Origin of the sequence: Maricaulis sp., assembly GCF_030149235.1 — a bacterium.
GTDB lineage: Bacteria > Pseudomonadota > Alphaproteobacteria > Caulobacterales > Maricaulaceae > Maricaulis.
The window spans coordinates 1-23,134 of the sequence record NZ_JASBRW010000010.1 but is presented as its reverse complement, the minus strand read 5'-3'; the positions used below and the strand labels follow the sequence as shown (position 1 = coordinate 23,134).

The following is a 23,134-nucleotide window of genomic DNA, read 5'->3' as shown; positions in this document are numbered from 1 at the left end:
CATTGCCGCCTTCGGCGATGACGTCTTTGAGGTCCTCGAGGGAGCGTGCTTCTTCAGCCATCATCAGCCTCGTGCGTTCTTGGAGTTCATGGACTTGAAGTCGATCACTTCAGGCTGCTGGGCCTCGTGCTTGTGATCGGTGCCGGCATAAACGCGCAGCTTGGAGTACTGCTTGCGAGCCAGCGGGCTTTCTTTCGGCAGCATGCGCTTGACCGCGTTTTCGATGACGCGCTCCGGGAAACGGCCGTCCAGCAGCTTTGCCGGGCTGGTTTCCTTGATACCGCCCGGGTGACCGGTGTGACGGTAGTAACGCTTGTCGTCGCGCTTATTGCCGGTGAAAACGACTTTCTCGGCATTGATCACGATGACGTGGTCGCCGGTGTCGACATTCGGGGTGAAGTCCGGACGGTGCTTGCCGCGCAAACGCATGGCGATGAAGGATGCCAGACGGCCAACAACGGCGCCTTCTGCATCGATCACGATCCACTTGTTTTCGACATCCGCCGGTTTTGCGGTGTAGGTTTTCATTTCAGCGTCCTGTTTCGCCTAATCTGGGCGTGGAGAAATCCGAACGCGCGGAATAGATGCCAAATTCCATTCGGTCAACAGGTGTTCTGATTTTTGCTGCAAATACTATTGCTTAGAAATGCGGTGTTATAATACCGCATCTACCAGCCAGCTTCACACGAGCGTCGTGAAAGCATTGTATTTCAAGGACTCACACAATTTCCTCGGAGCGCGACATGTCCCTTTCCCGGCGAATTTTTCTGCAGCAAGCCGCCGCAACCTCGCTGGCATTCGGCGGGCTCGCCGCACGCGGCCTCGCATCGACAAACGCCTCCAATATCGAACAGGCCTATTTCAACCAGACCAATCCCTATGGCGATCTCATCCCCGATCCGGCCGGATTGTTCGACCTGCCCGCCGGGTTTGAATACCGGGTCCTGTCCACTGTTGGGGAGGAGATGAGCGATGGTCTGATCGCCGCGGGCGACTTCGACGGTATGGGCTGTTTCGCCGGACCCGACGGCCGCCTGACCCTGGTACGCAATCACGAACTCATGCCCCAGGAAGTCGACGCCTCAGCCTTCGGAGCGGACGCCAGCCGCCTTGACCGGATTGATCGCAGCCGAATCCATGACTGGACCGAAGCCGGCCTGCCACATCTCGGCGGCACCTCACACCTGATCATCGATCCGCAGACCCTGAGAGTGGAGCGCAGCTTCATGTCACTGGCCGGGACCGCGAATAATTGCGCCGGCGGCGTTACCCCTTGGGGCAGCTGGGTGACCTGCGAGGAGACCGAGCTGACCGCGGGACCGAGTGCGCTGGTGGATCATGGCTATTGTTTCGAGGTACCGGCCAGCGCCACGGGGTTGATCGAGCCGGTCCCGATCCGGACCATGGGCCGTTTCCGTCATGAAGCGATCGCGGTCGACCCGGCGAGCGGCGCGGTCTACCAGACCGAAGACAAGCGCGGCACCGCCCTCTTCTATCGCTATCTCCCCGACCACCCGGGCGAGCTCGCGCGCGGCGGGCGGCTGCAGGCGCTCGTGGTCCGCGGACGTCCGGGCATGGATCTGCGCAATCAGACAGCCAGCGCCGACAATCTACGTCCGGGCGAATGGGTCGAAGTTGAATGGATCGACATGGAAGATGTTGAAGCCCCCCATGCCGATCTCGCCGAGCGTGGCCATGCGGCCGGCGCGGCCCGGTTCACGCGCGGCGAAGGCCTGTGGTGGGGCCACGGTGAATGCTACTTCACCTGCACCGACGGTGGGCCGGAGCAGATCGGACAGATCTGGCGCTATCAGCCCAGCCCCCTGGAAGGCCGGCCGGGCGAAGCCTCGCAGCCCGGGCGGTTGCAGCTTTTCATCGAAAGTGGCGACGACCGGATCATGGAAAGATGCGACAATCTCTGCGTCGCACCCTGGGGTGATCTCATCGTCGCTGAAGATGGTCCACGCGATCAGTACATCCGCGGCGTGACGCCGTCTGGTGAGGTGTATACGATCGGCCGCAATGCGTTCACTGGCCCTGATGGCGAAAAAAGCGAGATTTGCGGTCCATGTTTCAGTCCCGACGGTTCAACCCTGTTCTTCAACATACAACGCCATCCGGGGCGGACCTTCGCCGTCCGTGGTCCCTGGCGCGCGCGGGGCTGATTTCGGTCTCGCTGCTGGCCCTCGCGGCTTGCGGCAATTCCGGTGAGGACCCGGCCCTCGTTGAGAGCGAGGACGATACGCGTCGTGAGGTCTATGTGACCGCGGCGTTCGAAAGCACCAATGACAGCGCCCGCGCGCTGGCCTTTGTTCCCAGTACCATGGCGCCGTCCCTCGGCATGATCGTCTCGGCCACCCGCGATGGTGGCCTGGAACTATTCGACGCCGATGGCGCCCTGCGCACCAGCCATGCCGGTGCCGAGTTGACGGCGCTGGCCGCCGCTCCGGGCTTCCAGCTGCGCGGTGAAGCCCTGCCACTGGTCTTCGGCAGCGCCGCTGATGGCAGCGGGCTCCTGGGCTATGCCATCACCCCCGACTTCGAGATTTTCGACCTCCCGCTCGACGCCATTGCGACGGACAGCGAGATTCGCGGTGTCTGCCTGTTCGGTGAAGGCATCGGCTATGTCGACCTGATCGTCCTGGAAGCGGGCAATTCGGCCCTGGTCGCCCGGGTCCAGGACCGCGGCGATGCCCAGCTCTCGGTCGAGACAGTGGATCGCTTCGACCTGCCCAGCCCGGCCCGCAGCTGCACCGTGCTCAATGACGATATCTATTTCGCGGCCCCGGCCAGCGGCATTGCCCGCGTCTCCCGAAGCGGTGAGGTCCTGGCCGAGCGGATGGAATTGGCGACCGGCATCGCCTCAGACAATTTCAACGGCACGCCGGTGGTCCTGACGGTAAACGGCAATAACGGCATTGTCCTGGCGCTGGACGCCGAGACCCTCTTGCCGCGCGCCAATTTCAGCTTCGTCGACGGCCTCAGCACACCGGGCCTCGAGACGGCCACCCGCATCGCCCTGACGGATCAAAGCTATGGCTTCACCGCCTATTCCGACGGCATCCTGGCCTTCTTCGACCGCAGTGACAGCCGCATCAAGGTGGTATCCCGCGAAGCGACAATACGCTCCTTCTTCGTCAGCGAGTAATCAAACTGCGCGACGGGCGGTCCAGGTGGCCGCCCCGATCGCAACGAAGAGCACAACGGCGCCCGCCTGGTGAGCCAGGGACAAGCCCAGCGGCGCGACCGCCAGCAGCGCCGCAATACCCAGCGCGACCTGGGCAATCACCAGGGCCGGCAGGATCACCATGAACGGCTTCAATGCAACACGCGGCTCGCGATAGATCATGAAGGCGGTGACACCCACGGCGATGGTGACAATATAGGCCATCCAGCGATGCTGCAGCTGAACCGCAGCATGGCTTTCGAAGATCGCCTGATGAAAGGGCAGCCCGGCGAGATAGCCGTCCGGAATGAGCTGACCATTCATGCCCGGCCAGGTATTGAAGATCCTGCCGGCGTCGATCCCGGCCACCAGCGCCCCCATCAGGATCTGCAGGAAGAGCAGCCCCCAGAGCACGAGGAACCAGCGCGTATGATTGCCGGCGCGCACGGGCGGCGCGCCATAACGGGCATTGAGTGCCGTCCAGAACGTGGCTCCCAGCAGAATGAAGGCCATACCGAGATGGGTGGCGAGCCGGTATTGCGAGACGTCAAGCCGGTCCACCAGACCGCTCGCGACCATCCACCAGCCAATCGCGCCCTGCAGGCCGCCGAGGAAGAACAGGCCGAGCAGGCGCGGCTTGAGGCGCGCGCTGAGATCACCGCGCACCCAGAAGAAGACCAGCGGCACAGCGAAGGCGAGACCGAGGAAGCGGCCGAGCTGGCGGTGCCCCCACTCCCACCAGAAGATGAACTGGAACTCGGACATCGACATGCCCCGGTTCTGTTCCTGGTACTCCGTTGTGGATCGATAGAGTTCCAGCGCCTCTTCCCAGTCCGCCTGGCTCAGCGGCGGGATCGCCCCGGTGATCGGGCGCCATTCGGTAATCGACAGTCCGCTGTCGGTCAGGCGGGTCGCGCCGCCGACGAGGATCATGATGGCGATCAGGCCGGTCATAATGAACAGCCACAGCGAAACGGTGGGATGGGAATGATGTCGGTAGCTCATGCGTACTCCTGTCGGACCGGCTAGGTAGCCCATCCTCATGGGGGTGCAAGGCTCTCAAGCGGTGTAATCATGTCGCAGGGTGCAAAATCGGGCTCGCCCTGACCGGCGCGCCGGTCCATCATGGGGCAAAGTCAGGGAGGGAAAGGCGTGACGCAACAGGACGATACGGTTCTTATTCTCGGCGGTGGACAGGCTGGCGCCCAATGTGCGGCGAGCCTGCGACGCTTCGGCTGGGACGGTCAGGTGATCATCGCCGGCGAGGAACCCCACCCGCCCTATCAGCGCCCACCCCTGTCCAAGGACTACCTCTCCGGTGCCATCGAGGAAGACCGGCTCTGGTTGCAGCCGCCGGAAACCTGGCAGACCCAGAACGTCTCATTGCGCCTCGGCTTGCGCGCCGAAGCGATTGATCGAAAAGCCAAGGCCGTGCGCTTCGATGATGGCAGCGAGCAGGCCTATACCCATCTCGTCATCGCGACCGGTGCCCGCGTCCGCCCGCTTCCGGTGACCGGTGCAGAGCTGGACGGTGTGCGCTATCTGCGCACCATTGCCGATGTGGATCAGCTCAAGTCCGATGTGAAGCCCGGCAAGCGCATCGCTATTATCGGCGGTGGGTATATCGGGCTCGAGGCGGCCGCTGTTGCGACCAAACTTGGCGCCAAGGCGGTGGTGATCGAAGCCCAGCCGCGCTGTCTGGCCCGGGTTGCCGTGCCGGAGCTGTCCGGCTTCTACCGCGAGGCGCATCAACGCCGCGGTGTGGAATTCTTGTGTGACCAGCAAGTCTCGGGCCTGACCGGTCAGGATGGACGGATCACCGGCGTGGAACTTGCCACCGGGGAAATCATTCCGTGCGACAGTGCCCTGGTCGGTATTGGCGTCATCCCCAATTCCGAGATGGCGGAAAAGGCCGGGCTGATGACCGGTAATGGCATTCATGTCGACGAACGCTGCCGGACCCAGGACGCCTCCATCTTCGCCATTGGTGATGTGGCAGCCCAGCCTTATTGGCTCACCGGCGAGCGCCTGCGGATCGAATCCGTGCCCAACGCGATTGAACAGAGCAAGCAGGCCGCAGCGGCCATCTGCGACGCGCCAGCGCCGAAAGCAGAGGTGCCGTGGTTCTGGTCTGACCAGTACGAGCTCAAGCTGCAAACCGCGGGCCTCTTTCAGGGAACCGACCAGCTGGTGGAACGCGTCGCCGCTGATGAACAGCGCAGCTTCTTCCATCTCAAGGATGGCCAGCTCATCGCGGCTGACTGCATCAATGACCCGCAAAGCTTCATGGCGGCCAAGATGATCATCGCCAAGGGTGGACGCCCGGATCCCGCAGCACTCGGCGACCCGCAACAGGCAATGAAAGACATCATGAAAGCTGCGATGGCCGCGGTCTGATGAAGCGCGCCCTGTCCGCATCATGCCATTGCGGGGCCGTCACCTGGTCCCTGGCAGAGCGCCCGGACAAGCTGGTCCGGTGTAATTGCTCCCTGTGCCGCCGCGTTGGATCGCTCTGGGTACATGCGGAGCAGGCAGGAACCGAGCTCAGCTATGCCCCGGAAAAGGTCGTGAAATACGCCCACGGCGACAAGACCCTCTCCGTCGTCTCCTGTGCTGTCTGCGGCAATACCACCCATTATGAAGGGCTCGGCGAGTACGCCGACCGCTGCGCCGTCAATGCGACCATGGCCGATCCGGCCGAGCTGGACGGCATACCGGTCAAACATTTCGACGGCGCCGAAAGCTGGCAATATCTGGATTAGGAAAAATGGTCGGAGCGGCGAGATTCGAACTCGCGACCCCTCGCCCCCCAGGCGAGTGCGCTAACCGGACTGCGCCACGCTCCGACACTGAAAAGACCGGCCGCGACCGGTCAATGGGGAGGCGTTTATAGGCACACCCCAGACAGTCCGCAACTGCTCCATCAGCAGGTCTTCAGGATTTCGGTTCCAGCGCTGCCTTGAGCTTTGCGCGGGCCCCTTCCAGGTCATTCAGGATTTCGTTGATATCCCGCGCCGGACTACCCGGCTGGCGAAGCGTTTTACGGCGCTGGGCCGGGCGTTCGATATCGGCGCGATCGATCGCCATTTCCGGCTGGAACCGATCCGCGGCCCCAAGATCGACAATGACCGAAACCCCGTGATCCTTGATGTATTTCTTGGCACCCCTGATCGTGTATCCGTCTTCATAGAGCAGACGCTTCACACCGCGCAGCAAAGCGATGTCCTGGGGCCGGTAAAAGCGGCGCCCTCCCGCTCGCTTGAGCGGGCTGATTTGGGCAAACTTGCTTTCCCAGAAACGGAGAACGTGAGCGGGTACATCCAACTCATCAGCGGCCTCGCTGATGGTGCGGAAGGCATCCGGCGATTTCTCTGTGACCGACATGCGTAAATCGCGTCAGTCTTCAGCTTTGCGCCTCAGTCTTTGGACAAAGCCGAATCGACGCGCTCCTTCAAGACGTGCGACGGTTTGAAAACCAGCACGCGGCGAGCCTCAATCGGAACTTCAACACCTGTCTTGGGGTTACGGCCGACACGACCGCGTTTATCCCGCAGGAGAAAAGAACCGAAGGACGACAGCTTAACCGATTCGCCGTTGGCCAGCGTGTCCGACACCATGCCGAGTACAGACTGGACGAGGTCCGCCGATTCCTGACGTGAAAGTCCGACTTCGCGATAGACGGCTTCAGCGAGGTCGGCGCGGGTCAAAGTTTTATCCGACATTTCAATCCCCAGACAGATGCAGACAGGCTACGCCCGCGAGCCCCTGCCCGTCAACGCCAAGGTCTTGGATAAAAGATAAAAAGAACGAGATTTCGCTCTAGAAGCGCGCCAGAGCAGCGCCCCATGTGAAGCCGCCGCCGAGCGCTTCCATCAAAACCAGGTCACCACGGCCGATGCGCCCATCATGAACAGCACGCTCGAAGGCCAGCGGCACCGAGGCGGCCGAGGTATTGCCATGATCGGACACGGTCGACACCACCTTAGCCGTTGGAATTTTGAGCTTTTTCGCCACGCCCTCAAGGATTCGCTGATTCGCTTGGTGGGGCACGAACCAGTCAATGTCGGCGATTTCGACACCCGCCTGGCCCGCGATCGTGGTCATGGATTCCGCGATATTGGTGACGGCATGACGGAAGACCTGATTGCCGGCCATGCGCAGATGTCCGACGGTCTGCGTCGAAGACGGTCCGCCATCGACATGGAGCAGATCCTTATAGCGTCCATCGGAGCGCAGATAGGTCGCCAGCAACCCGTTTTCGCGATGCTCGCCCGGCGTCTCCTCGGCGCTGAGGACCATGGCCCCGGCCCCGTCACCAAACAGGACGCAGGTTGCGCGGTCGGTCCAGTCGACAATGCGGGACATGGTCTCCGCGCCGACGACCAGGGCGTTGCGGGCCTGCCCCCGGGCCAGGAAGCCATCGGCAACGGCCAGCGCATAGACAAACCCGGTACACACGGCCTGCACATCGAAGGCCGCGCCCTGGGCAATTCCCAGACGACCCTGCAGCAGGGTGCCGGTCGATGGGAAGGTAAAATCCGGTGTCGTCGTCGCGACGACGATCAGGTCAATGTCCGACGCGTCCATGCCGGCGTGCTCCAGCGCCCGCCTGCAGGCGATTCCCGCCAGATCGGCTGTGGTCTCACCCTCAGCCGCTATATGACGCTGGGCAATCCCGGTGCGTTCCCGGATCCAGCTGTCCGACGTGTCGACCATGGTCGACAAATCTTCATTGCTCAGGACACGCGAGGGCAGATAGGCACCGACACCGGCGATCCGCACCGTTTGATCTGTCATGCCTCTTGGGCGGCCTTGCGCTCCGCATGCTCCTGGAACTGATCCAGGTTCTTCCTCAATTCCGGCATGAAATTGCTTTGCGCCATGGCATAGGCCAGGCCCAGCGCGGAGGCGAAACCCTCACCATCGGCGCCACCATGGCTTTTCACCACAACGCCCTTCAGGCCCAAGAGCACACCGCCATTGATGTAGCGCGGGTCCATTCGCTGGCGCAGGCGATCCAACGCACCGAAACTGAGCAAACCGGCCGCGAGCTTGGCCGTGACCGAACTGGTCAGCGCTTCCTTCACCCAACCCGCCACGAGACGAGCGGTCCCCTCAGCGGTCTTCAGGGCGATGTTTCCGGTGAAACCATCGGTCACCACGACGTCGATCCCACCCGCGCTGATATCATTACCTTCAATGAAACCGCGATAATCCAGCCCGAGACCGGCATCGCGAATGAGGCCGTCGGCCTCGCGCACCACGTCATTCCCCTTGAGCTCTTCCTGGCCCACATTGAGCAGACCAACGCTCGGCTTGGTTTCACCAAACACGGCGCGGTGGAAGGCTTCACCCATGATCGCAAACTCGACCAGCTGGGTGGCTCCGCACTGCACATTGGCGCCGACATCAAGGACAACGGTATGACCTTTGGGTGTCGGCCAGTTGGCGGAAATCGCGGGGCGATGAACCCCCTTCTTCATGCGCAGTATGACCTTGGAGATTGCCATCAGCGCGCCGGTATTGCCGGACGAGACAATGGCATCCGCCTCACCGGACTTCACACACTGGATCGCATTCCACATGGAAGACCCACGCGCCCGTCGAACGGCCTCGCTCGGCTTGTCCGTCATCTCCACGGAACTGTCCGAGTGGCGGATTTCACTGACGGCCGCGACAGCCGGCTGAGCCGCCATCAAGGGCTGAAGCTGATCCTCCGGCCCGTGCACGAGAAAACGAGCCTTGCGGTCCGGCCAGCGCTTGAGCGCATTGCCGATACCATCAACCACGGCACCGGGACCGAGATCCCCGCCCATGGCATCTACAGATAAAGTCGGAATACCGGTCATTGCGATCGGAACTGTCCCCAAACGACGGAAGACCGCCTCAATTTCGCGGATACTTACTGGAGCGCGTTACAGATGCAAGCTGCGAAGACGGCAATCAGGCGGTCTGGAAGTCCGGTTTGGAGCCCTGCAAAAGCCCCGCCTGCCCTTGCGCAGCAAGCGCTGAGGCTGTTTGGGTTACGTATGCGGCAAGTTTCGCAGCCCTCGGGTCGTCCGGCTCGCACTCCAGGACATTTCGCGCCAGGATTGCTTCAAGGCCGTCCTCGCCCTGTTTATTCAGCGAATCCACATAGGCGGAGGCGCGGCCGTAAAAGCCCTCGGCCATAAAGCGGATCTTCTTGCCGACGGCGCTGTCGCCGAGCCCGAGCTCGCGCATGGCCGCATCGAAATCATCGAACATGGTATCGAAGACGTCCTGGGCGAGTGCGGCGCCCTCCTCGCTGGCACCATTGCGCAATTCATGGATCAGCAAAGTGGCGTGCAACAGGATCATCTCGAACCGGCCCTGCAGCGTATCCGGCGCGCCCTCCTCGCCATAGAGCGCAGGCTGACGGGCAGCCTGCACCACATCATTATAGAGCGCTTCAGCGCGCAGTTTTTCCGGACGTTTCCTGAACAGCTTCGAGAACATGAAACTGGGGCTCCCAAATCTTGAGACTTGAAGCTAAGGTCAGCCCCGGGTAGGTCAAGGCAACCATGCAGGGGCCAGACCGGACCCCGAGGGAGTGATTGATGAACCGACGTGTACGCTTGTCCGCAGCCCTTCTCGCCTGTGCGATTGGACTGACCGCCTGTAACCCGGTCCTGCGGACGCATGGACATCGTTACACGCTCGGCGAAGAACCCAATATCCAGGTCGACGAGGACACGCGTATCAGCGTCGTCCAGCGTCTGGGCACCCCGTCGACCAGCGGCACGTTCGAGGAAGATATCTGGTATTACATCTCCTCGACCCGGGAATCGCTGGCCTATCTGCGGTCTTCAACCCGCGACCGCCGCATCCTGGCCATTCGCTTTGACCCGGATGGTGTGGTTGAGGAAGTGCTTGAATACGGCCTGGATGATGGCCGTATCGTCTCCTACGCCTCCCGCGAAACCCCCACGCGCGGCCGCGAGCTGTCGCTCATCGAACAGCTCCTTGGCAATGTCGGCACGCTCCCGAACGAGCAATTCGGCGGCGAGCAGAACCTGCCCGGCGGTGCCGGCGGCCCGCGCCGCGACCAGTAGCGCCACCACCGCAGCGACTAAGTTCAGAACAGCCCTCCGGCGCTCACCGGGGGGCTTTCTTCTTGCAGCATCAGGGTTGGACCTTGGCATGGGTCCCGACCCGCTGTCTGCCAGCTCGAACCGGGCTTCATTTGAAACGGTGCACCCGGCATGAAAAAGCCCCGGCCATAAGGCCAGGGCTTTCCCGTTTCAGGATGATGGCTCGGCTTAGCCGGCCAGGAAGGCCAGCAGGAGGAGCGCCACGATATTCGTGATCTTGATCATCGGGTTCACGGCCGGGCCGGCGGTGTCCTTATAGGGGTCACCAACGGTGTCACCGGTCACGGAGGCCTTGTGAGCTTCCGAACCCTTGCCGCCGTGATTGCCGTCCTCGATATACTTCTTGGCATTGTCCCAGGCACCGCCGCCGACGGTCATGGAGACCGCGACGAAGAGGCCGTTGACGATCACGCCCAGCAGCATGGCACCGACAGCGGCCAGCGCCTGCACCTGTTCGCCGGAGACGAAGAGGATGGCGAAGTAGAGCACGATCGGCGACAGGACCGGCAGCAGGGACGGCACGATCATTTCGCGGATCGCCGCCTTGGTCAGGATGTCCACGGCGCGGCCATAGTCCGGCTTCACCTTGTACTCCATAATGCCCGGCATTTCCTTGAACTGACGGCGCACCTCGGCCACGACCGCAGTCGCAGCACGGCCAACCGCCATCATCGACATGCCGCCGAAGAGGTAAGGCAGAAGACCACCGAAGAGCAGGCCGACAATCACATACGGGTTCTCAAGCGAGAAGTCCGGCTGGACGTGAAGCAGGTGCTCCACATCGGTCGTGTAGGCCGCAAACAGGACCAGCGCACCCAGACCGGCCGAGCCAATGGCATAGCCCTTGGTCACAGCCTTGGTCGTGTTGCCGACGGCGTCGAGCGTATCGGTCGTATCGCGGACGCTTTCGTCCAGACCCGCCATTTCGGCGATCCCGCCGGCATTGTCGGTGACCGGACCGAAGGCGTCGAGCGCCACGATCAGGCCCGCCAGGGCCAGCATGGTGGTCACCGCGATGGCGATACCGAACAGGCCCGCAAGCATGTAGGTCGACAGGATACCGACGATGATGATGATCGCCGGCAGCGCCGTGGCTTCGAGCGAAACCGCCAGCCCCTGGATGACGTTGGTGCCGTGACCCGACTCGGACGCCTTGGCAACCGACTTCACTGGGCGGAAGTCGGTGCCGGTATAGTATTCCGTGACCCAGATGATCGCCGCGGTGACGATCAGGCCGGCAATACCGCACCAGAACAGGTTCATGCCGGTGATCATCTGACCGCCGACTTCGGCAATCTCACCCATGCCGTTCGGCAATGCGTAGGTGTTGACGATCCACAGACCACCGATCGACAGGATGCCCGCCGCGATCAGGCCCTTGTAGAGCGCACCCATGACATTGGTGCCGCCGCCAAGGCTGACGAAGAAGGTGCCGATGATCGAAGTCACGATGCAGACCGCACCGATTGCCAGCGGATAGATCATCATGGCCGAGCCGAGATCGCCGGCGAAGAAGATCGCCGCCAGAACCATGGTCGCCACAACGGTCACCGCATAGGTCTCGAACAGGTCAGCCGCCATGCCCGCACAGTCACCGACGTTATCGCCGACATTGTCCGCGATCGTGGCCGCATTGCGCGGATCATCTTCCGGGATACCGGCCTCGATCTTGCCGACCATGTCGCCGCCGACATCCGCACCCTTGGTGAAGATACCGCCGCCGAGACGGGCGAAGATCGAGATTAGGGATGCACCGAAGCCCAGCGCGACAAGCGAGTCGATAACCGCGCGGCTACCGGTCTCGAAGCCCATCGGGCCCGTCAGGATCCAGAAATAGCCGGCCACGCCCAGCAGGGCCAAGCCCGCAACCAGCATGCCGGTCACGGCGCCAGAGCGGAAGGCGATCGCCAGGCCTGCGGCCAGACCGGTGCTTGCGGCCTGGGTCGTACGCACATTGGCGCGCACAGAGACCAGCATACCGATAAAGCCGGCCGCACCGGACAGAACGGCACCGATCGCAAATCCCAGCGCAACCTCCCAGCGCAGGAAAATCGCAATCAGAATGCAGACGACGACGCCGACAATGGCGATGGTGGTGTATTGACGCCGCAAATACGCGTTGGCGCCTTCCTGGATGGCCGATGCAATCTCCTGCATCTTTTCCGATCCCGCACTCGCCGCCATCAAACGCTGGGTCTGGACGACCCCGTAGATGATGGCGAGAACGGCAGCGGCAATGGCCAGCATAAGCATGTTCATGGCTTGTTGCCCCGTTTTTTACTTCGCTTCGGTCGAGTAAGAAATGCGGGGAACACGGAACGTGAGAATCACGCCGACCATACCAATACTCCCCCTAGACGAATGGACTATGCCCAATGCACTGGGGGCGTGCAAGAAAGTGTGGCCGTCAGGCCTCAACTGTCTTTGTAATGCAGTGGAAAACGCGCCTGCGTCAGCCGATCAGACGGACATCGAAGTCGCGAATCTCGACGCGCTCGAGGGCGTTCTCGCCATAGATCTCGCCGAGAACCCGGGACCAGACCTCAACGGCCATGTCTTCATCGAGCACCTGGCCACCCGGAGCGCTGAGATTGTGCCGGTGAGCGGCCCGAACCAGGGCATCGAGAGCATAATGGGCGTTTTCCTGGATGCTCCAGATATCATTACCCGCGGCCACCCGGACCCGGACGAGCACATAGGCGAAGCCCGTCAGACGGCCATTGTCAGAGAGCGGGGCGACGATCGCGGGCATGGTAAAGGAGCGCGGGTCATCGGGCTCTTCGACCTCTTCTTCCTCCCCCTCATCGCCAGCGATGTTGAACAGGGCAAGGAAGCGATTGGAGCTCCCACCGGAGTTTGAGGACTCCTCGGCCGGAGGCGCGGCCTGAACCGGACCGGACAGGGCGACACTGAGAGCTAGACCGAAAACAAACGCGAGAAACAGACGCATAACTACCTCACCAACCTGCCCAGATTGGCATGGAGGCGTCAAAAATGCGTGAATCCACCGGACTGAAAGCTCATCGCATCGCCTTCGGCAGCGATCACACTGACCCCCTCCCCCTCGCCGACCCGGCCGATCCAACTGATTTCGCAACCATGTTGCCCCGATAATGCAAGCACGTCGCGGGCGCGGTCATGCGGGGCGGTAAAGAGCAATTCATAGTCATCGCCGCAGGTCATCAGGTGTTTGAGGCCCGCATCGCCCTCGTTCTCGAGCCAATGCAGGGCCGGGGTCGAGAGCGGCATCATTGCGGCTTCAAGTTCGATTGCGATCCCGCCTGCCTGGGCGATGTGACCCGCATCGGCCACCAGCCCGTCTGAAACATCAATGCAGGCGCTGGCGACACCGCGCAGCGCCAGGCCCAGCCCAATCCGGGCTTGAGGCGATTGATAGCGGCTAAGGAGGTGGGTCTGCGGGTCCAGCTTGCCGCGCGCTATATCCAGTCCGAGCCCGGCATCACCGATTGTCCCGGATACCCACACATCATCGCCGGGCCTGGCGCCGGCGCGTGTCAGAGCCGAACCCACCGGCACAAAACCCAGCATGGTGATGGACAGGGAGAGCGGCATATCCGCGGATGTCGTATCGCCACCGATGAGCGGGATCTCTCCTGCTGCTGCGCTCAACCCCGCAATAAAGGCGTCGCGTTGAGCTGACGACCAGGACTGCGGCCAGCTTACGGAGAGAAGATAGCCAGTGGGCTCGGCTCCCATCGCCGCCAGATCCGACAGATTGGCGCCAAAAGCCCGGCTCGCCATGACCTCGGGGGTATCGGTCGAGAGGAAATGCACATTCTCGATCAACATGTCGCTGGCCAGCACAAGGCTGTGCCCGGGCCGGGGGGGAAGGATGGCGGCATCGTCCGACAGATCGAGCGCGGCCACATCGCCGCGCGTCAGCGGTCGCAGGCGTTCGCGGATGAAATCAAACTCCCCGCCCCCGCTCATCGGATCAGAACTCGTCTGCGCGAGCCTGACGCGCACACTTGTCGAGTGCGGCATTGACGAATTTCGGCTCAGAGCCCTCGAAAAAGGCATTGGCGATATCGACATACTCGTCGATCACCACGCGCGCGGGAACATCATCGCGCTGGAACAGCTCGAAACCACCGGCCCGCAGGATTGCGCGCACCGTGGCGTCCAGGCGTTCCATGCGCCAACCTTCCGCCAGCAATTCATCGATTGCCGGATCGACGACGGCCTGCTTGCGAACCACGCCGCCAACGAGGTCTTCGAAGAAATCCTCATCGGCCTCGATATATTCCGGTCCCTCACCCTGGGCACCGAAGCGATGATCGCGGAATTCCTTGATCACGGCTTTCGCACCGAGACCGCCGATATCCATCTGGTAGAGGGCCTGAACGGCCGCGAGACGGGCGGAGCGGCGCATACGGGCACGAGCCTGGGACGGGTTTTCGGTTTCAGAGGTCATGCCGGCTCTCCGAGGAAACGGTCACGCAGGGCAAGAATCGACAGACACGCTTCCGCAGCATCGCGTCCCTTTTTCTTGTCGACCGCGCGCGCATGGGCCTGATCTCGGTTTTCAACCGTAAGCACGCCATTGCCGACCGGGACGCCCTCGAGAGAAAGATCCATCAGGCCGCGCGCACTCTCGCCACAGACATAGTCATAATGGGTGGTCTCACCGCGAATGACGCATCCCAGCGCGACATAGCCGTCAAAGCCCGCATCGGTGAGTTCGGCCTGGGTAATGGCGCCCGGGATTTCCAGGGCACCGGGCACTTCAGCCAGCTCATGGCTCGCACCAGCGGCTTCCAGCGCCGCCTGGGCGTCCTTGATCATCGGGTCGGCAATGTCGCGGTAGAAGGTTCCCGCGACGATGAGAATACGCCAATCGCTCATATCAGTCTCCGCTGAACAGGCGTTCTTCCACCACGCTCAGCCCGTAACCGTCCAGGCCGACAATCGTCTGCGGCTTGGTCGTCAAAAGCACCATGTCCCGCACCCCGAGATCCAGCAGGATCTGTGCACCGACCCCGTATTCCCGCAAACGGCGCGCTTCGCGCTCGTCCTGCGGCAGGGCCGGATGGGCGCCGAGACGTTCAATAATGGCGGTATGACTGGTTTCCCGGATAAAGACCATAACGCCTGCACCGTCATACTCAGCCAGTTGTTCGATTCCGCGCTGAACCAAACCGCCGCGCTTGCCGGCACTGCCGAGCACATCATCGACGAAGGAGACTTTCTGCATCCGCACCAGGGTGGGCGTATCGGCAGAGGGAGCGCCCTTGACCAGAGCCACATGCTCGGCACCATCAATGGTATTGCGAAAAACGATGAGGTTGAACGGCCCGCCCCAACGGCTCTCGAACTCCGTTTCCATACGGCGTTCGATAAAGCGGTCATTGCGGCGGCGATAGGCGATCAGGTCCTCGATCGTGCCGATTTTCAGCCCATGCAGCTGGGCGAAGGCGATAAGGTCCGGCAGACGGGCCATGGTGCCGTCTTCATTCATGATCTCGCAGATCACACCGGACGCGCCCGCACCCGCAAGACGCGCGACATCGACAGAGGCCTCGGTGTGCCCGGCCCGCACCAGCACCCCGCCGTCGCGGGCGACCAGCGGGAAGACATGGCCTGGCGTGGCAATGTCATCGGCACCCTTGGACGGGTCGGTTGCGACCTCGATCGTGCGCGCGCGGTCATGGGCAGAGATCCCGGTGGTCACACCCTCACGCGCCTCGATCGAGGTGGTGAATGCGGTCTGGTGCCGCGAGCGGTTTTCCGAGGACATCAGCTTGAGCCCGAGGGTCTCGATCCGCTCTTGGCTCATCGCCAGGCAGATCAGTCCGCGGCCATGCTTGGCCATGAAATTGATTGCATCGGGCGTCGCAAACTTGGCCGGGATAACCAGGTCGCCCTCATTCTCGCGGTCCTCGGCGTCCACCAGAATGAACATGCGCCCATTGCGGGCGTCTTCGATAATTTCCTCGATCGGAGACAGGGGCGTATCGCTCATCAGGCGTCCTCGGCAAATTCAGTCAGACGCGCGGCGTAGCGCGCCATGAGGTCAACCTCAAGATTGACACGGTGCCCGGCCTGCAATTGACCGAGGGTGGTGACCTCCGCAGTGTGCGGAATAATCATCAAATCAAAGCTCTCGGCCGTCACGTCATTGACGGTCAGCGAGACGCCATCGACGGTGATCGAGCCCTTCTTGGCGATGAATTTGTTAAGCCCTGCCGGAGGCTTGACCGTGAAGACGATCCAGTCGCCTTCCATGCGCCGGTCGAGAACCTCGCCAACGCCATCGACATGACCGGTCACGAGATGGCCACCGAGTTCCTCGCCAATGGCCAAGGCGCGCTCGAGATTGACCGCAGAGCCCTGTTTCAACTCGCCCAAGGTCGTCAGGCGCAGGGTTTCAGGCGAGACCTCGACTGCATACCAGCACCCTGTTTCGGTGTTTTCTTTCGCAACAACAGTGAGACAGGCTCCGGCATGGGCAATCGACGCCCCCATGGCGATGCCCTCCGCGTCGTAAGGCGCTTCAATTTCAAAGCGCACGATATCGGTGCCACTGATCGATCGAACCCGCCCCTTGGCTGTAACAATTCCCGTAAACATCAGCGCACCTGCTCATAGCTTTCCTGCAGATCGGCTCCACGCTCGATCACTCCGGTGCGCTGGAAAATGGGTGCGAGTTCGAGACTCTCAAGGCCCAGACCTGCAAACACCCCCAGACCATCGCCGCCGAGCACGATGGGCGCGCGGAACCACTCAATGCGATCGACAATGCCAGCCTTGAGCGCCGATGCCGCAATCTCTGCGCCGGCCTCGATCATCACAGTCTCGTAGCCACTGAGCGCGGCGGCTAGATCCTTCGACGCCCGCAGGACGACCTGGCGAGAGGGTTCAGCAAAGACCTTGGCCGTCATGGGCATGCGACCCTGGCGGTCGAGAATGATGAGATCCGGTTGGCGCTCTGCGGGCGGGTCTGTCCGCGCCGTGAATTCCGGGTCATCCGCGAGAATGGTCCCGATACCGGTCAGGATCGCCTGATGGGCGGCGCGCATCCTGTGCACTTCGGCCCGGCTCTCCGGCCCGGTTATCCATTTCGACTGACCATTGGCAAGCGCGATTTTGCCGTCGAGCGAGGTCGCTAGCTTCAAGGTGACCCGCGGCTTGGGGCCATGGGTCATTTCTCTTCGTCGTCCTCACCCGAGCGGGGCTGACCCAGATGCTCGTCCTTGATGAACTCGCGGAAGTCCTCGACCTTGTGGAAGTCCTTGTACACCGAGGCGTAGCGGACATAGGCGACCGAATCGAGATTCTTCAGTGCCTCCATGACCAGTTCACCGACCCGGTCAGAGGTAATGTCGGTTTCGCCTGAGCTCTCCAGACGCCGAACAATCCCGGAGATCATCTGCTCAATGCGGTCGGGTTCGACATTGCGTTTCTGCGCTGCGAGCTGGATCGAGCGACTGAGCTTCTCGCGGTCAAACGGGACCCGGCGGCCGGATTTCTTCATCACCGTCAGTTCGCGCAATTGCACCCGCTCAAAAGTCGTGAAACGGGCGGCACAGGACGGGCATTGCCGGCGACGGCGGATGGCATTGCCATCCTCGGCGGGCCGGGAGTCTTTAACCTGGGTGTCGGGATGACCGCAAAAAGGACAACGCATTCGGTGACCTTATGACAATTGCGGATAAATTGGGAAGCGCGCCGTCAGCGCTTTCACATCCTCGCGCACAGCGGCTTCAACCTCCGCATTGCCCTCGGGGCTCTCCACCAGTCCGTCGAGCACACGGACCATGAATTCGCCAACCTGCTTGAACTCCGCCTCACCAAAGCCCCGCGTCGTTGCAGCCGGCGAGCCGACACGCAGACCGGAGGTCACGGTGGGCTTCTCCGGATCGAAGGGCACGCCATTCTTGTTACAGGTAATGAAGGCGCGCTCGAGGGCTTCCTCGGCCTGATTGCCCTTCAACCCCTTCGGGCGCAGGTCGATCAGCGCCAGATGGCTGTCGGTTCCGCCGGAGACGATGTCATAGCCGCCGGCTTTGACGGCGTCAGACATGGCCTGACAGTTCGTTACCACCTGCTGGGCATAGGTTTTGAATTCCGGACGCAGGGCCTCGCCGAAGGCCACGGCCTTGCCTGCGATGACATGCATGAGCGGACCACCCTGGATTCCCGGGAAAATCGCCGAGTTGAACTTCTTCCCGAGCGCCTCGTCATTGGAGAGGATCAGGCCACCGCGCGGGCCGCGCAGCGTCTTGTGCGTGGTCGTGGTACAGACATGAGCATGCGCAATCGGCGACGGATAGACACCCGTCGCGATCAGGCCGGAATAATGGGCCATATCCGCCAGCATGTAGGCGCCGACTTCATCGGCGATGGACCGGAACTCCGCCCAGTCGATCTCGCGCGGATAAGCCGAACCGCCCGCTATAATAATCTGCGGCTTGAGCTCATTGGCCTGCTTGCGCAACGCATCATAATCAATCAGCGCGTCTTCTTCGCGCACCCCATAATGATGCGCGTCGAACCACTTGCCGGACTGGTTCGGACGGGCGCCATGGGTCAGGTGACCGCCCGCATCCAGCGACATGCCGAGGATCTTGTCGCCCGGCTTGATCAGGGACAGGAAGACCGCCTGATTGGCCTGGCTGCCGGAATTGGGCTGGACATTGGCATAGGCAGCGCCGAACAGCTCCTTGGCCCGTTCAATGGCCAGGTTCTCGGCGATGTCGACGAATTCACAGCCGCCGTAGTAGCGGCGCCCCGGATAGCCTTCCGCATACTTGTTAGTCAGCGGCGAACCCTGCGCCTCCAGCACGGCGCGCGAGACGATATTCTCCGACGCAATGAGCTCGATCTGACTCTGCTGACGCTGAATTTCGAGATGAATGGCCCGGGCCACGTCGCGATCGCTCTCGGCGACCGATTGCGTGAAAAACTCCTGGGTCATATCGGCAAGCGGGGCGGTGGTATCCGGCATGACAAATCCTCTGACTGAGCGCTCTTGATACGGCGCGCCGGGGCTACTCGCAAGCACCGAGTATGCGGTAAAATGCGGCATTTCACCTGTGCTGTTCAAAACCGGATCCGCGGCCAAGAAAAGTTTTCTATGACGTTATGCTTTATTCTTGATTCAAGTCTTGCACTTGAAATGTTCTAGACTTATTTCTGCATCAAATGCACTCGCACAGACACGAGTGACCTCGCCAATACTGGGTATAAAGGGATCGATAATGAACGAGACTGCTCAAGCGGAAATCGACAAGGAAGAACTCCTTCGCATGACCACGGATATTGTCGCGTCTTATCTGTCTCACAATTCAATGCCGGCGGAAAATGTGCCCGATCTGATCAAGTCCGTGCACCAGACCATGACCAGCGTGACCGAGACCGAGGAAAAACCGGTCATGCGCTCCAAGCCGGCGGTACCAGTCTCCAAGTCGGTGGCCGACGATCACATCGTCTGCCTGGAAGATGGCAAGAAGCTGAAAATGCTCAAGCGCTATCTGCGCTCGCAATACGATATGTCGCCGGACGAATACCGCCAGAAATGGAACCTCCCTGCGGACTACCCCATGGTCGCGCCCGCCTATTCGCGCAAGCGCTCGCAATTCGCCAAGGACATCGGCCTGGGTCGCGGCCGCAAGGGCAGCTAGGCCTCAAGCCAATTTGTCAGACTTTGAGACCACGGCCGGGTTTGTCGCCCGGCCGTTGTTTTTTGCCGGCTTCACCCTGTGCTTCAGCATTGCGGGCGAGTTTCCAGTTGAGCTTGGCCAGGGCCAGCCGGTCGATCTCGAGGCGTGTGGTGTTGACCGGAACCTGGAAGACGACTTCCTCACCGGTCGCCGCATCAACGGCGGCGACGCGCGCGGAATTGCCGAGCGTCTGGATCTCGACATAAACCTCGCGATCGCTCATCCCGTCTCCTGTCAGGCGCGGGCGATACCGCCGTCGGCCACTGCAGCGTCTTCCCAGACCTCGTCCAGCGCCGCGACGAGCTGATCGAACATGGCGTCCGTATGCAGCGGCGTCGGCGTGAAACGCAGACGCTCCGTACCGCGCGGCACCGTCGGATAATTGATCGGCTGGACGTAAATACCATGCTCGTCGAGCAGGCGGTCCGAGATGCGCTTGCACAACACCGGATCGCCAACCTTGATCGGGACAATATGCGTTTCGGACGGCATCACCGGATAGCCGGCGTCCGCCAGGCGCTGTTTCAGCGTCGCAGCGCGCTCCTGGTGGCTTTCGCGCAGGTGATGCGCCGCCTTGAGATATTCAACACTGGCGCGCGCCCCGGCGGCCAGGGCCGGCGGAATGGCGGTGGTGAAGATGAAGCCGGAGGCCATCGAGCGGATCGCATCGACGATCGCGCCATCAGCCGCAATATACCCGCCCATCACGCCAAAAGCCTTGCCCAGCGTGCCCTCGATAATGTCGATGCGATGCATCAGACCATCGCGCTCGGCGATGCCGGCGCCGCGCAGGCCATAGAGGCCCACGGCATGGACCTCATCAAGATAGGTCAGCGCGTTGTACTTTTCGGCCAGGTCACAGACGGCTTCGATCGGGCCGATATCGCCATCCATCGAATAGACCGATTCAAAGGCGATGACCTTGGGCGCATCGATCGGTGCGGCCTTGAGCAATTCTTCCAGATGCTCGACATCATTGTGGCGCCAGACATGCTTTTCACAGCGGGCGCCCTTCACGCCCTCGATCATCGAAGCGTGGTTCAACTCGTCGGAGAAGATGATCAGGTTCGGCAGGATCTTGCCCAGCGTCGCCAGCGTCGCCTCATTGGCGATATAGCCGGAGGTGAAAAGCAAAGCGGAGCTCTTGCCGTGCAGGTCGGCGAGCGAACGTTCAAGCTCGACATGGTAATGCGTGGTCCCGGAAATATTGCGGGTCCCGCCCGCACCGGACCCGACCTCGTCGATCGCGGATTTCATCGATTCCACGACGCAGGGAACTTGCCCCATGCCGAGATAATCATTGGAGCACCAGACGGTGACATCGCGGACATCACCTTCTTCGGTGCGCCAGCGTGCGACCGGAAACTCCCCCTTGCGGCGCATCAGATTCGCGAACACGCGGTAGCGGCCTTCTGCCTTTACGCGGCGGACTGCAGCTTCGAATGCGCCATTGTAATTCATGGGGACCTCGTCGTTTGTCTACACGAACTCGCTATCGAGTCTCCGTATAAACAGTTAATCCGCGCGCTTCGACAGGACAGAGCGCCGCAGGCGCATGAATTTACAGTATAGCTGATCATGACGGGGTCGATAGCCCCGCACCGCCAGTCCAGGCACCAAGAAAAACGGCGCTCCGAGGAGCGCCGTTTCAAGGTCCGGATTGTCCGATTGCCTACATGCGAAAACGGATATGATCGGCCCAGAAACGCTCGATCCGGGTCAGCGCCGTATTCATGGAGGGAAGCGCGTCGATCTCGACACCACCGACCGGAGCCAGGGAAGCGGACTGACGCTCAAACAGCGTATTGAGCTGGGCGCACACGGCATGACCGGTTTCGGTCAGGCTGACGCGCACCGAACGTCGGTCGGTCGCAGAACGTTCGTGACGGATATAGCCCGCCTCGACCAGCTTCTTCAGGTTATAGGATACGTTCGAGCCGAGATAATGTCCGCGTGTGCGCAGCTCGCCGGCGGTCAGTTCCTGATCGGCAATATTGAACAGAAGCAGCGCCTGCACCGAGTTCACATCATCGATGCCTTCGCGCTCAAGCTCGTCCTTCACGACGTCGAGAAGCTGCCGGTGAAGGCGCTCAACCAGTTGAAGAAGCTCAAGATATTGCGTGTTTGCGTCTGCCTGCGGCGAGACACTTTCGGCCATTGCCATAATACTACTCCACCCGATCTTTTATTGATCTTTGGATGGGAGCCTACAGGCAAAGCGCTAAAAAGCGTTTAACCGTTTGAGTCGCATTCTTCGATCAGGCGATAGATTCCGGAAAAGTCCGTATTGCCATCACCCTGGTCGACGAATGACTGGTAGAGATCATTCGCCAGCGCGCCGAGCGGCGTCGCGGCAGAGGCGGCATCGGCCGCTTCCATCGCCAGGCCCAGATCCTTCAGCATCAGCGCCGCGGCAAAGCCCGGCTGGTAGTCATTATTGGCCGGAGAGGCCGGCACCGGGCCCGGCACCGGGCAATAACTCGTCATCGACCAGCTCTGGCCGGACGCCTTGGAGGAGATGTCGAAGAACTTCTGCTGATCAAGACCCAGCTTGCTGGCCAGCGCGAAGGCTTCACACGTGCCGATCATATTGATCGCCAGCAGCATGTTGTTGCACGCCTTCGCGGCCTGTCCCGAACCCAGCCCGCCGGCATGGATCACTGCCTTGCCCATGGCCGACAGGATCGACTCGGCCAGCACAAAGTCCGCCTCCTCGCCCCCGACCATGAAGGTCAGCGTGCCGCCCGTTGCTGCAGCAACACCGCCAGACACCGGCGCATCGAGAAATTTGAAGCCCTTGGCCTTGGCCGCCTCGCCCACTTCGCGGGCGCTGTCGACGTCGATGGTGGAGCAATCCATGAAAACGGCGCCGTCCTTGGCCGCACCAAAGACTTCATTCTCATAGACCGCGCGCACATGCTTGCCCGCGGGCAGCATGGTGACAACGGCATCGGCGCCGCTGACGGCATCCGAAGCCGAGGCAGCAGTCTGAGCACCGCCCTCAGCCGCCTTGGCCACAGCATCAGCGCTGAGATCAAAGGCGTGAACCTCGTGACCCGCCTTGACCAGATTGTCGGACATGCCCGAGCCCAAATTACCCAGGCCGATAAATGCGATGCGAGACATGTCTTTCCTCCCCGACAGGAATTTCGTAGCCTAGGCGTCTTCGTTTT

At 61.7% G+C, this 23,134-nt stretch carries 27 protein-coding genes and 1 tRNA gene; 6 read left to right on the top strand and 22 right to left on the bottom strand.

What is annotated here, in order from left to right:
* Positions 1-63: 63 nt before the first annotated feature.
* Entirely contained in the window at positions 64-528 is a 465-nt protein-coding gene (gene rplM, locus Q1V51_RS01795) for a 50S ribosomal protein L13 (RefSeq protein ID WP_300552083.1), read from the bottom strand.
* 215 nt (positions 529-743) lie between these two features.
* Here rplM and Q1V51_RS01790 point away from each other — a divergent pair, with 215 nt between their 5' ends.
* Positions 744-2,165 (top strand): alkaline phosphatase PhoX, encoded by a 1,422-nt coding sequence (locus Q1V51_RS01790; protein ID WP_300552081.1) that lies wholly within the window; start codon positions 744-746, stop codon positions 2,163-2,165.
* Positions 2,069-3,148, top strand: a complete 1,080-nt coding sequence (locus Q1V51_RS01785; protein ID WP_300552079.1) for a hypothetical protein — start codon at positions 2,069-2,071, stop codon at positions 3,146-3,148. Before Q1V51_RS01790 ends, Q1V51_RS01785 begins: the two co-directional genes overlap by 97 nt.
* Here Q1V51_RS01785 and Q1V51_RS01780 read toward each other — a convergent pair whose 3' ends face one another.
* Positions 3,149-4,171 carry a COX15/CtaA family protein gene (locus Q1V51_RS01780; protein WP_300552077.1) on the bottom strand — a complete coding sequence of 341 codons (1,023 nt, stop codon included), beginning with the start codon at positions 4,169-4,171 and terminating at the stop codon, positions 3,149-3,151.
* 147 nt (positions 4,172-4,318) lie between these two features.
* On the opposite strand from Q1V51_RS01780, the gene Q1V51_RS01775 reads away from it, so the two are divergent.
* Both Q1V51_RS01775 and Q1V51_RS01770 read left to right on the top strand, forming a co-directional pair.
* Positions 4,319-5,563, top strand: coding sequence for an FAD-dependent oxidoreductase (locus Q1V51_RS01775; RefSeq protein WP_300552075.1), 1,245 nt, complete (start codon positions 4,319-4,321; stop codon positions 5,561-5,563).
* Positions 5,563-5,928 (top strand): hypothetical protein, encoded by a 366-nt coding sequence (locus tag Q1V51_RS01770; protein ID WP_300552074.1) that lies wholly within the window; start codon positions 5,563-5,565, stop codon positions 5,926-5,928. Before Q1V51_RS01775 ends, Q1V51_RS01770 begins: the two co-directional genes overlap by 1 nt.
* 6 nt (positions 5,929-5,934) lie before the next feature.
* Here Q1V51_RS01770 and Q1V51_RS01765 read toward each other — a convergent pair.
* The 6 genes from Q1V51_RS01765 to Q1V51_RS01740 all read right to left on the bottom strand — a co-directional run bounded on the left by Q1V51_RS01765 (position 5,935) and on the right by Q1V51_RS01740 (position 9,643).
* Positions 5,935-6,012, bottom strand: a tRNA-Pro gene (locus Q1V51_RS01765).
* 88 nt (positions 6,013-6,100) lie between these two features.
* A complete protein-coding gene (locus Q1V51_RS01760) occupies positions 6,101-6,550 on the bottom strand; it encodes a MerR family transcriptional regulator (protein WP_300552072.1) in 450 nt (149 codons plus the stop codon).
* A gap of 32 nt (positions 6,551-6,582) precedes the next feature.
* Positions 6,583-6,888: an integration host factor subunit alpha gene (locus tag Q1V51_RS01755; protein ID WP_300527412.1), complete on the bottom strand. Its 306-nt coding sequence runs from the start codon at positions 6,886-6,888 to the stop codon at positions 6,583-6,585.
* Between the two features lie 97 nt (positions 6,889-6,985).
* A complete protein-coding gene (locus Q1V51_RS01750) occupies positions 6,986-7,963 on the bottom strand; it encodes a beta-ketoacyl-ACP synthase III (protein ID WP_300552071.1) in 978 nt (325 codons plus the stop codon).
* Complete coding sequence (gene plsX, locus Q1V51_RS01745; protein WP_300552069.1) at positions 7,960-9,015, bottom strand: phosphate acyltransferase PlsX; 1,056 nt, start codon at positions 9,013-9,015, stop codon at positions 7,960-7,962. The genes Q1V51_RS01750 and plsX overlap by 4 nt, the downstream gene beginning before the upstream one ends.
* A 94-nt stretch (positions 9,016-9,109) precedes the next feature.
* Entirely contained in the window at positions 9,110-9,643 is a 534-nt protein-coding gene (locus Q1V51_RS01740) for a ubiquinol-cytochrome C chaperone family protein (RefSeq protein WP_300552068.1), read from the bottom strand.
* Positions 9,644-9,744: 101 nt separating this feature from the next.
* On the opposite strand from Q1V51_RS01740, the gene bamE reads away from it, so the two are divergent.
* Entirely contained in the window at positions 9,745-10,239 is a 495-nt protein-coding gene (bamE, locus tag Q1V51_RS01735) for an outer membrane protein assembly factor BamE (protein WP_300552067.1), read from the top strand.
* Positions 10,240-10,446: 207 nt separating this feature from the next.
* Here bamE and Q1V51_RS01730 read toward each other — a convergent pair whose 3' ends face one another.
* The 10 genes from Q1V51_RS01730 to glyA all read right to left on the bottom strand — a co-directional run bounded on the left by Q1V51_RS01730 (position 10,447) and on the right by glyA (position 19,246).
* Positions 10,447-12,537: a sodium-translocating pyrophosphatase gene (locus Q1V51_RS01730; protein ID WP_300552066.1), complete on the bottom strand. Its 2,091-nt coding sequence runs from the start codon at positions 12,535-12,537 to the stop codon at positions 10,447-10,449.
* Positions 12,538-12,730: 193 nt separating this feature from the next.
* Positions 12,731-13,228 (bottom strand): hypothetical protein, encoded by a 498-nt coding sequence (locus Q1V51_RS01725; protein WP_300552065.1) that lies wholly within the window; start codon positions 13,226-13,228, stop codon positions 12,731-12,733.
* A 38-nt stretch (positions 13,229-13,266) separates the two neighbouring features.
* Positions 13,267-14,229: a thiamine-phosphate kinase gene (thiL, locus tag Q1V51_RS01720; protein ID WP_300552063.1), complete on the bottom strand. Its 963-nt coding sequence runs from the start codon at positions 14,227-14,229 to the stop codon at positions 13,267-13,269.
* Between the two features lie 4 nt (positions 14,230-14,233).
* Positions 14,234-14,713, bottom strand: coding sequence for a transcription antitermination factor NusB (gene nusB, locus Q1V51_RS01715; protein ID WP_300552061.1), 480 nt, complete (start codon positions 14,711-14,713; stop codon positions 14,234-14,236).
* Positions 14,710-15,144 (bottom strand): 6,7-dimethyl-8-ribityllumazine synthase, encoded by a 435-nt coding sequence (gene ribH, locus Q1V51_RS01710; protein WP_300552059.1) that lies wholly within the window; start codon positions 15,142-15,144, stop codon positions 14,710-14,712. The genes nusB and ribH overlap by 4 nt, the downstream gene beginning before the upstream one ends.
* 1 nt (position 15,145) lies before the next feature.
* Positions 15,146-16,261, bottom strand: coding sequence for a 3,4-dihydroxy-2-butanone-4-phosphate synthase (gene ribB / locus Q1V51_RS01705; RefSeq protein ID WP_300552058.1), 1,116 nt, complete (start codon positions 16,259-16,261; stop codon positions 15,146-15,148).
* Positions 16,261-16,869 carry a riboflavin synthase gene (locus Q1V51_RS01700; protein WP_300552057.1) on the bottom strand — a complete coding sequence of 203 codons (609 nt, stop codon included), beginning with the start codon at positions 16,867-16,869 and terminating at the stop codon, positions 16,261-16,263. The genes ribB and Q1V51_RS01700 overlap by 1 nt, the downstream gene beginning before the upstream one ends.
* Positions 16,869-17,444, bottom strand: a complete 576-nt coding sequence (locus Q1V51_RS01695) for a RibD family protein (protein ID WP_300552056.1) — start codon at positions 17,442-17,444, stop codon at positions 16,869-16,871. Before Q1V51_RS01695 ends, Q1V51_RS01700 begins: the two co-directional genes overlap by 1 nt.
* A complete protein-coding gene (nrdR, locus tag Q1V51_RS01690) occupies positions 17,441-17,926 on the bottom strand; it encodes a transcriptional regulator NrdR (protein ID WP_300552054.1) in 486 nt (161 codons plus the stop codon). Before nrdR ends, Q1V51_RS01695 begins: the two co-directional genes overlap by 4 nt.
* Before the next feature lie 9 nt (positions 17,927-17,935).
* Positions 17,936-19,246 carry a serine hydroxymethyltransferase gene (glyA, locus tag Q1V51_RS01685; protein ID WP_366522683.1) on the bottom strand — a complete coding sequence of 437 codons (1,311 nt, stop codon included), beginning with the start codon at positions 19,244-19,246 and terminating at the stop codon, positions 17,936-17,938.
* A 253-nt stretch (positions 19,247-19,499) separates the two neighbouring features.
* On the opposite strand from glyA, the gene Q1V51_RS01680 reads away from it, so the two are divergent.
* On the top strand, positions 19,500-19,922 hold the full coding sequence (locus Q1V51_RS01680) for a MucR family transcriptional regulator (protein WP_300552052.1): 423 nt from the start codon (positions 19,500-19,502) through the stop codon (positions 19,920-19,922).
* Between the two features lie 16 nt (positions 19,923-19,938).
* Here the strand turns inward: Q1V51_RS01680 and Q1V51_RS01675 are convergent, their stop codons facing one another.
* The 4 genes from Q1V51_RS01675 to mmsB all read right to left on the bottom strand — a co-directional run bounded on the left by Q1V51_RS01675 (position 19,939) and on the right by mmsB (position 23,087).
* The gene (locus Q1V51_RS01675; protein WP_300552050.1) at positions 19,939-20,184 is read right to left on the bottom strand and encodes a hypothetical protein; all 246 of its coding nucleotides are present in this window, start codon (positions 20,182-20,184) and stop codon (positions 19,939-19,941) included.
* An 11-nt stretch (positions 20,185-20,195) separates the two neighbouring features.
* Positions 20,196-21,422 (bottom strand): 5-aminolevulinate synthase, encoded by a 1,227-nt coding sequence (hemA, locus tag Q1V51_RS01670; protein ID WP_300552049.1) that lies wholly within the window; start codon positions 21,420-21,422, stop codon positions 20,196-20,198.
* Positions 21,423-21,633: 211 nt separating this feature from the next.
* Positions 21,634-22,125 carry a winged helix DNA-binding protein gene (locus Q1V51_RS01665; RefSeq protein ID WP_300552048.1) on the bottom strand — a complete coding sequence of 164 codons (492 nt, stop codon included), beginning with the start codon at positions 22,123-22,125 and terminating at the stop codon, positions 21,634-21,636.
* Between the two features lie 68 nt (positions 22,126-22,193).
* Entirely contained in the window at positions 22,194-23,087 is an 894-nt protein-coding gene (mmsB, locus tag Q1V51_RS01660; protein ID WP_300552046.1) for a 3-hydroxyisobutyrate dehydrogenase, read from the bottom strand.
* Positions 23,088-23,134 lie beyond the last annotated feature (47 nt).

Bases quoted from the DNA above. Each gene is read 5' to 3' on its own strand.
- Q1V51_RS01790 (WP_300552081.1), top strand. From the start codon at position 744: ATGTCCCTTTCCCGGCGAATTTTTCTGCAGCAAGCCGCCGCAACCTCG.
- nrdR (WP_300552054.1), bottom strand. From the start codon at position 17,926: ATGCGTTGTCCTTTTTGCGGTCATCCCGACACCCAGGTTAAAGACTCC.
- Q1V51_RS01700 (WP_300552057.1), bottom strand. From the start codon at position 16,869: ATGTTTACGGGAATTGTTACAGCCAAGGGGCGGGTTCGATCGATCAGT.
- Q1V51_RS01675 (WP_300552050.1), bottom strand. From the start codon at position 20,184: ATGAGCGATCGCGAGGTTTATGTCGAGATCCAGACGCTCGGCAATTCC.
- Q1V51_RS01730 (WP_300552066.1), bottom strand. From the start codon at position 12,537: ATGAACATGCTTATGCTGGCCATTGCCGCTGCCGTTCTCGCCATCATC.
- Q1V51_RS01750 (WP_300552071.1), bottom strand. From the start codon at position 7,963: ATGACAGATCAAACGGTGCGGATCGCCGGTGTCGGTGCCTATCTGCCC.
- Q1V51_RS01695 (WP_300552056.1), bottom strand. From the start codon at position 17,444: ATGACCCATGGCCCCAAGCCGCGGGTCACCTTGAAGCTAGCGACCTCG.
- Q1V51_RS01760 (WP_300552072.1), bottom strand. From the start codon at position 6,550: ATGTCGGTCACAGAGAAATCGCCGGATGCCTTCCGCACCATCAGCGAG.
- Q1V51_RS01725 (WP_300552065.1), bottom strand. From the start codon at position 13,228: ATGCGTCTGTTTCTCGCGTTTGTTTTCGGTCTAGCTCTCAGTGTCGCC.
- glyA (WP_366522683.1), bottom strand. From the start codon at position 19,246: ATGCCGGATACCACCGCCCCGCTTGCCGATATGACCCAGGAGTTTTTC.
- thiL (WP_300552063.1), bottom strand. From the start codon at position 14,229: ATGAGCGGGGGCGGGGAGTTTGATTTCATCCGCGAACGCCTGCGACCG.
- Q1V51_RS01740 (WP_300552068.1), bottom strand. From the start codon at position 9,643: ATGTTCTCGAAGCTGTTCAGGAAACGTCCGGAAAAACTGCGCGCTGAA.
- Q1V51_RS01770 (WP_300552074.1), top strand. From the start codon at position 5,563: ATGAAGCGCGCCCTGTCCGCATCATGCCATTGCGGGGCCGTCACCTGG.
- ribB (WP_300552058.1), bottom strand. From the start codon at position 16,261: ATGAGCGATACGCCCCTGTCTCCGATCGAGGAAATTATCGAAGACGCC.
- mmsB (WP_300552046.1), bottom strand. From the start codon at position 23,087: ATGTCTCGCATCGCATTTATCGGCCTGGGTAATTTGGGCTCGGGCATG.
- Q1V51_RS01665 (WP_300552048.1), bottom strand. From the start codon at position 22,125: ATGGCAATGGCCGAAAGTGTCTCGCCGCAGGCAGACGCAAACACGCAA.
- Q1V51_RS01755 (WP_300527412.1), bottom strand. From the start codon at position 6,888: ATGTCGGATAAAACTTTGACCCGCGCCGACCTCGCTGAAGCCGTCTAT.
- ribH (WP_300552059.1), bottom strand. From the start codon at position 15,144: ATGAGCGATTGGCGTATTCTCATCGTCGCGGGAACCTTCTACCGCGAC.
- Q1V51_RS01785 (WP_300552079.1), top strand. From the start codon at position 2,069: ATGTTTCAGTCCCGACGGTTCAACCCTGTTCTTCAACATACAACGCCA.
- nusB (WP_300552061.1), bottom strand. From the start codon at position 14,713: ATGACCTCTGAAACCGAAAACCCGTCCCAGGCTCGTGCCCGTATGCGC.
- plsX (WP_300552069.1), bottom strand. From the start codon at position 9,015: ATGACCGGTATTCCGACTTTATCTGTAGATGCCATGGGCGGGGATCTC.
- bamE (WP_300552067.1), top strand. From the start codon at position 9,745: ATGAACCGACGTGTACGCTTGTCCGCAGCCCTTCTCGCCTGTGCGATT.
- rplM (WP_300552083.1), bottom strand. From the start codon at position 528: ATGAAAACCTACACCGCAAAACCGGCGGATGTCGAAAACAAGTGGATC.
- Q1V51_RS01680 (WP_300552052.1), top strand. From the start codon at position 19,500: ATGAACGAGACTGCTCAAGCGGAAATCGACAAGGAAGAACTCCTTCGC.
- hemA (WP_300552049.1), bottom strand. From the start codon at position 21,422: ATGAATTACAATGGCGCATTCGAAGCTGCAGTCCGCCGCGTAAAGGCA.
- Q1V51_RS01780 (WP_300552077.1), bottom strand. From the start codon at position 4,171: ATGAGCTACCGACATCATTCCCATCCCACCGTTTCGCTGTGGCTGTTC.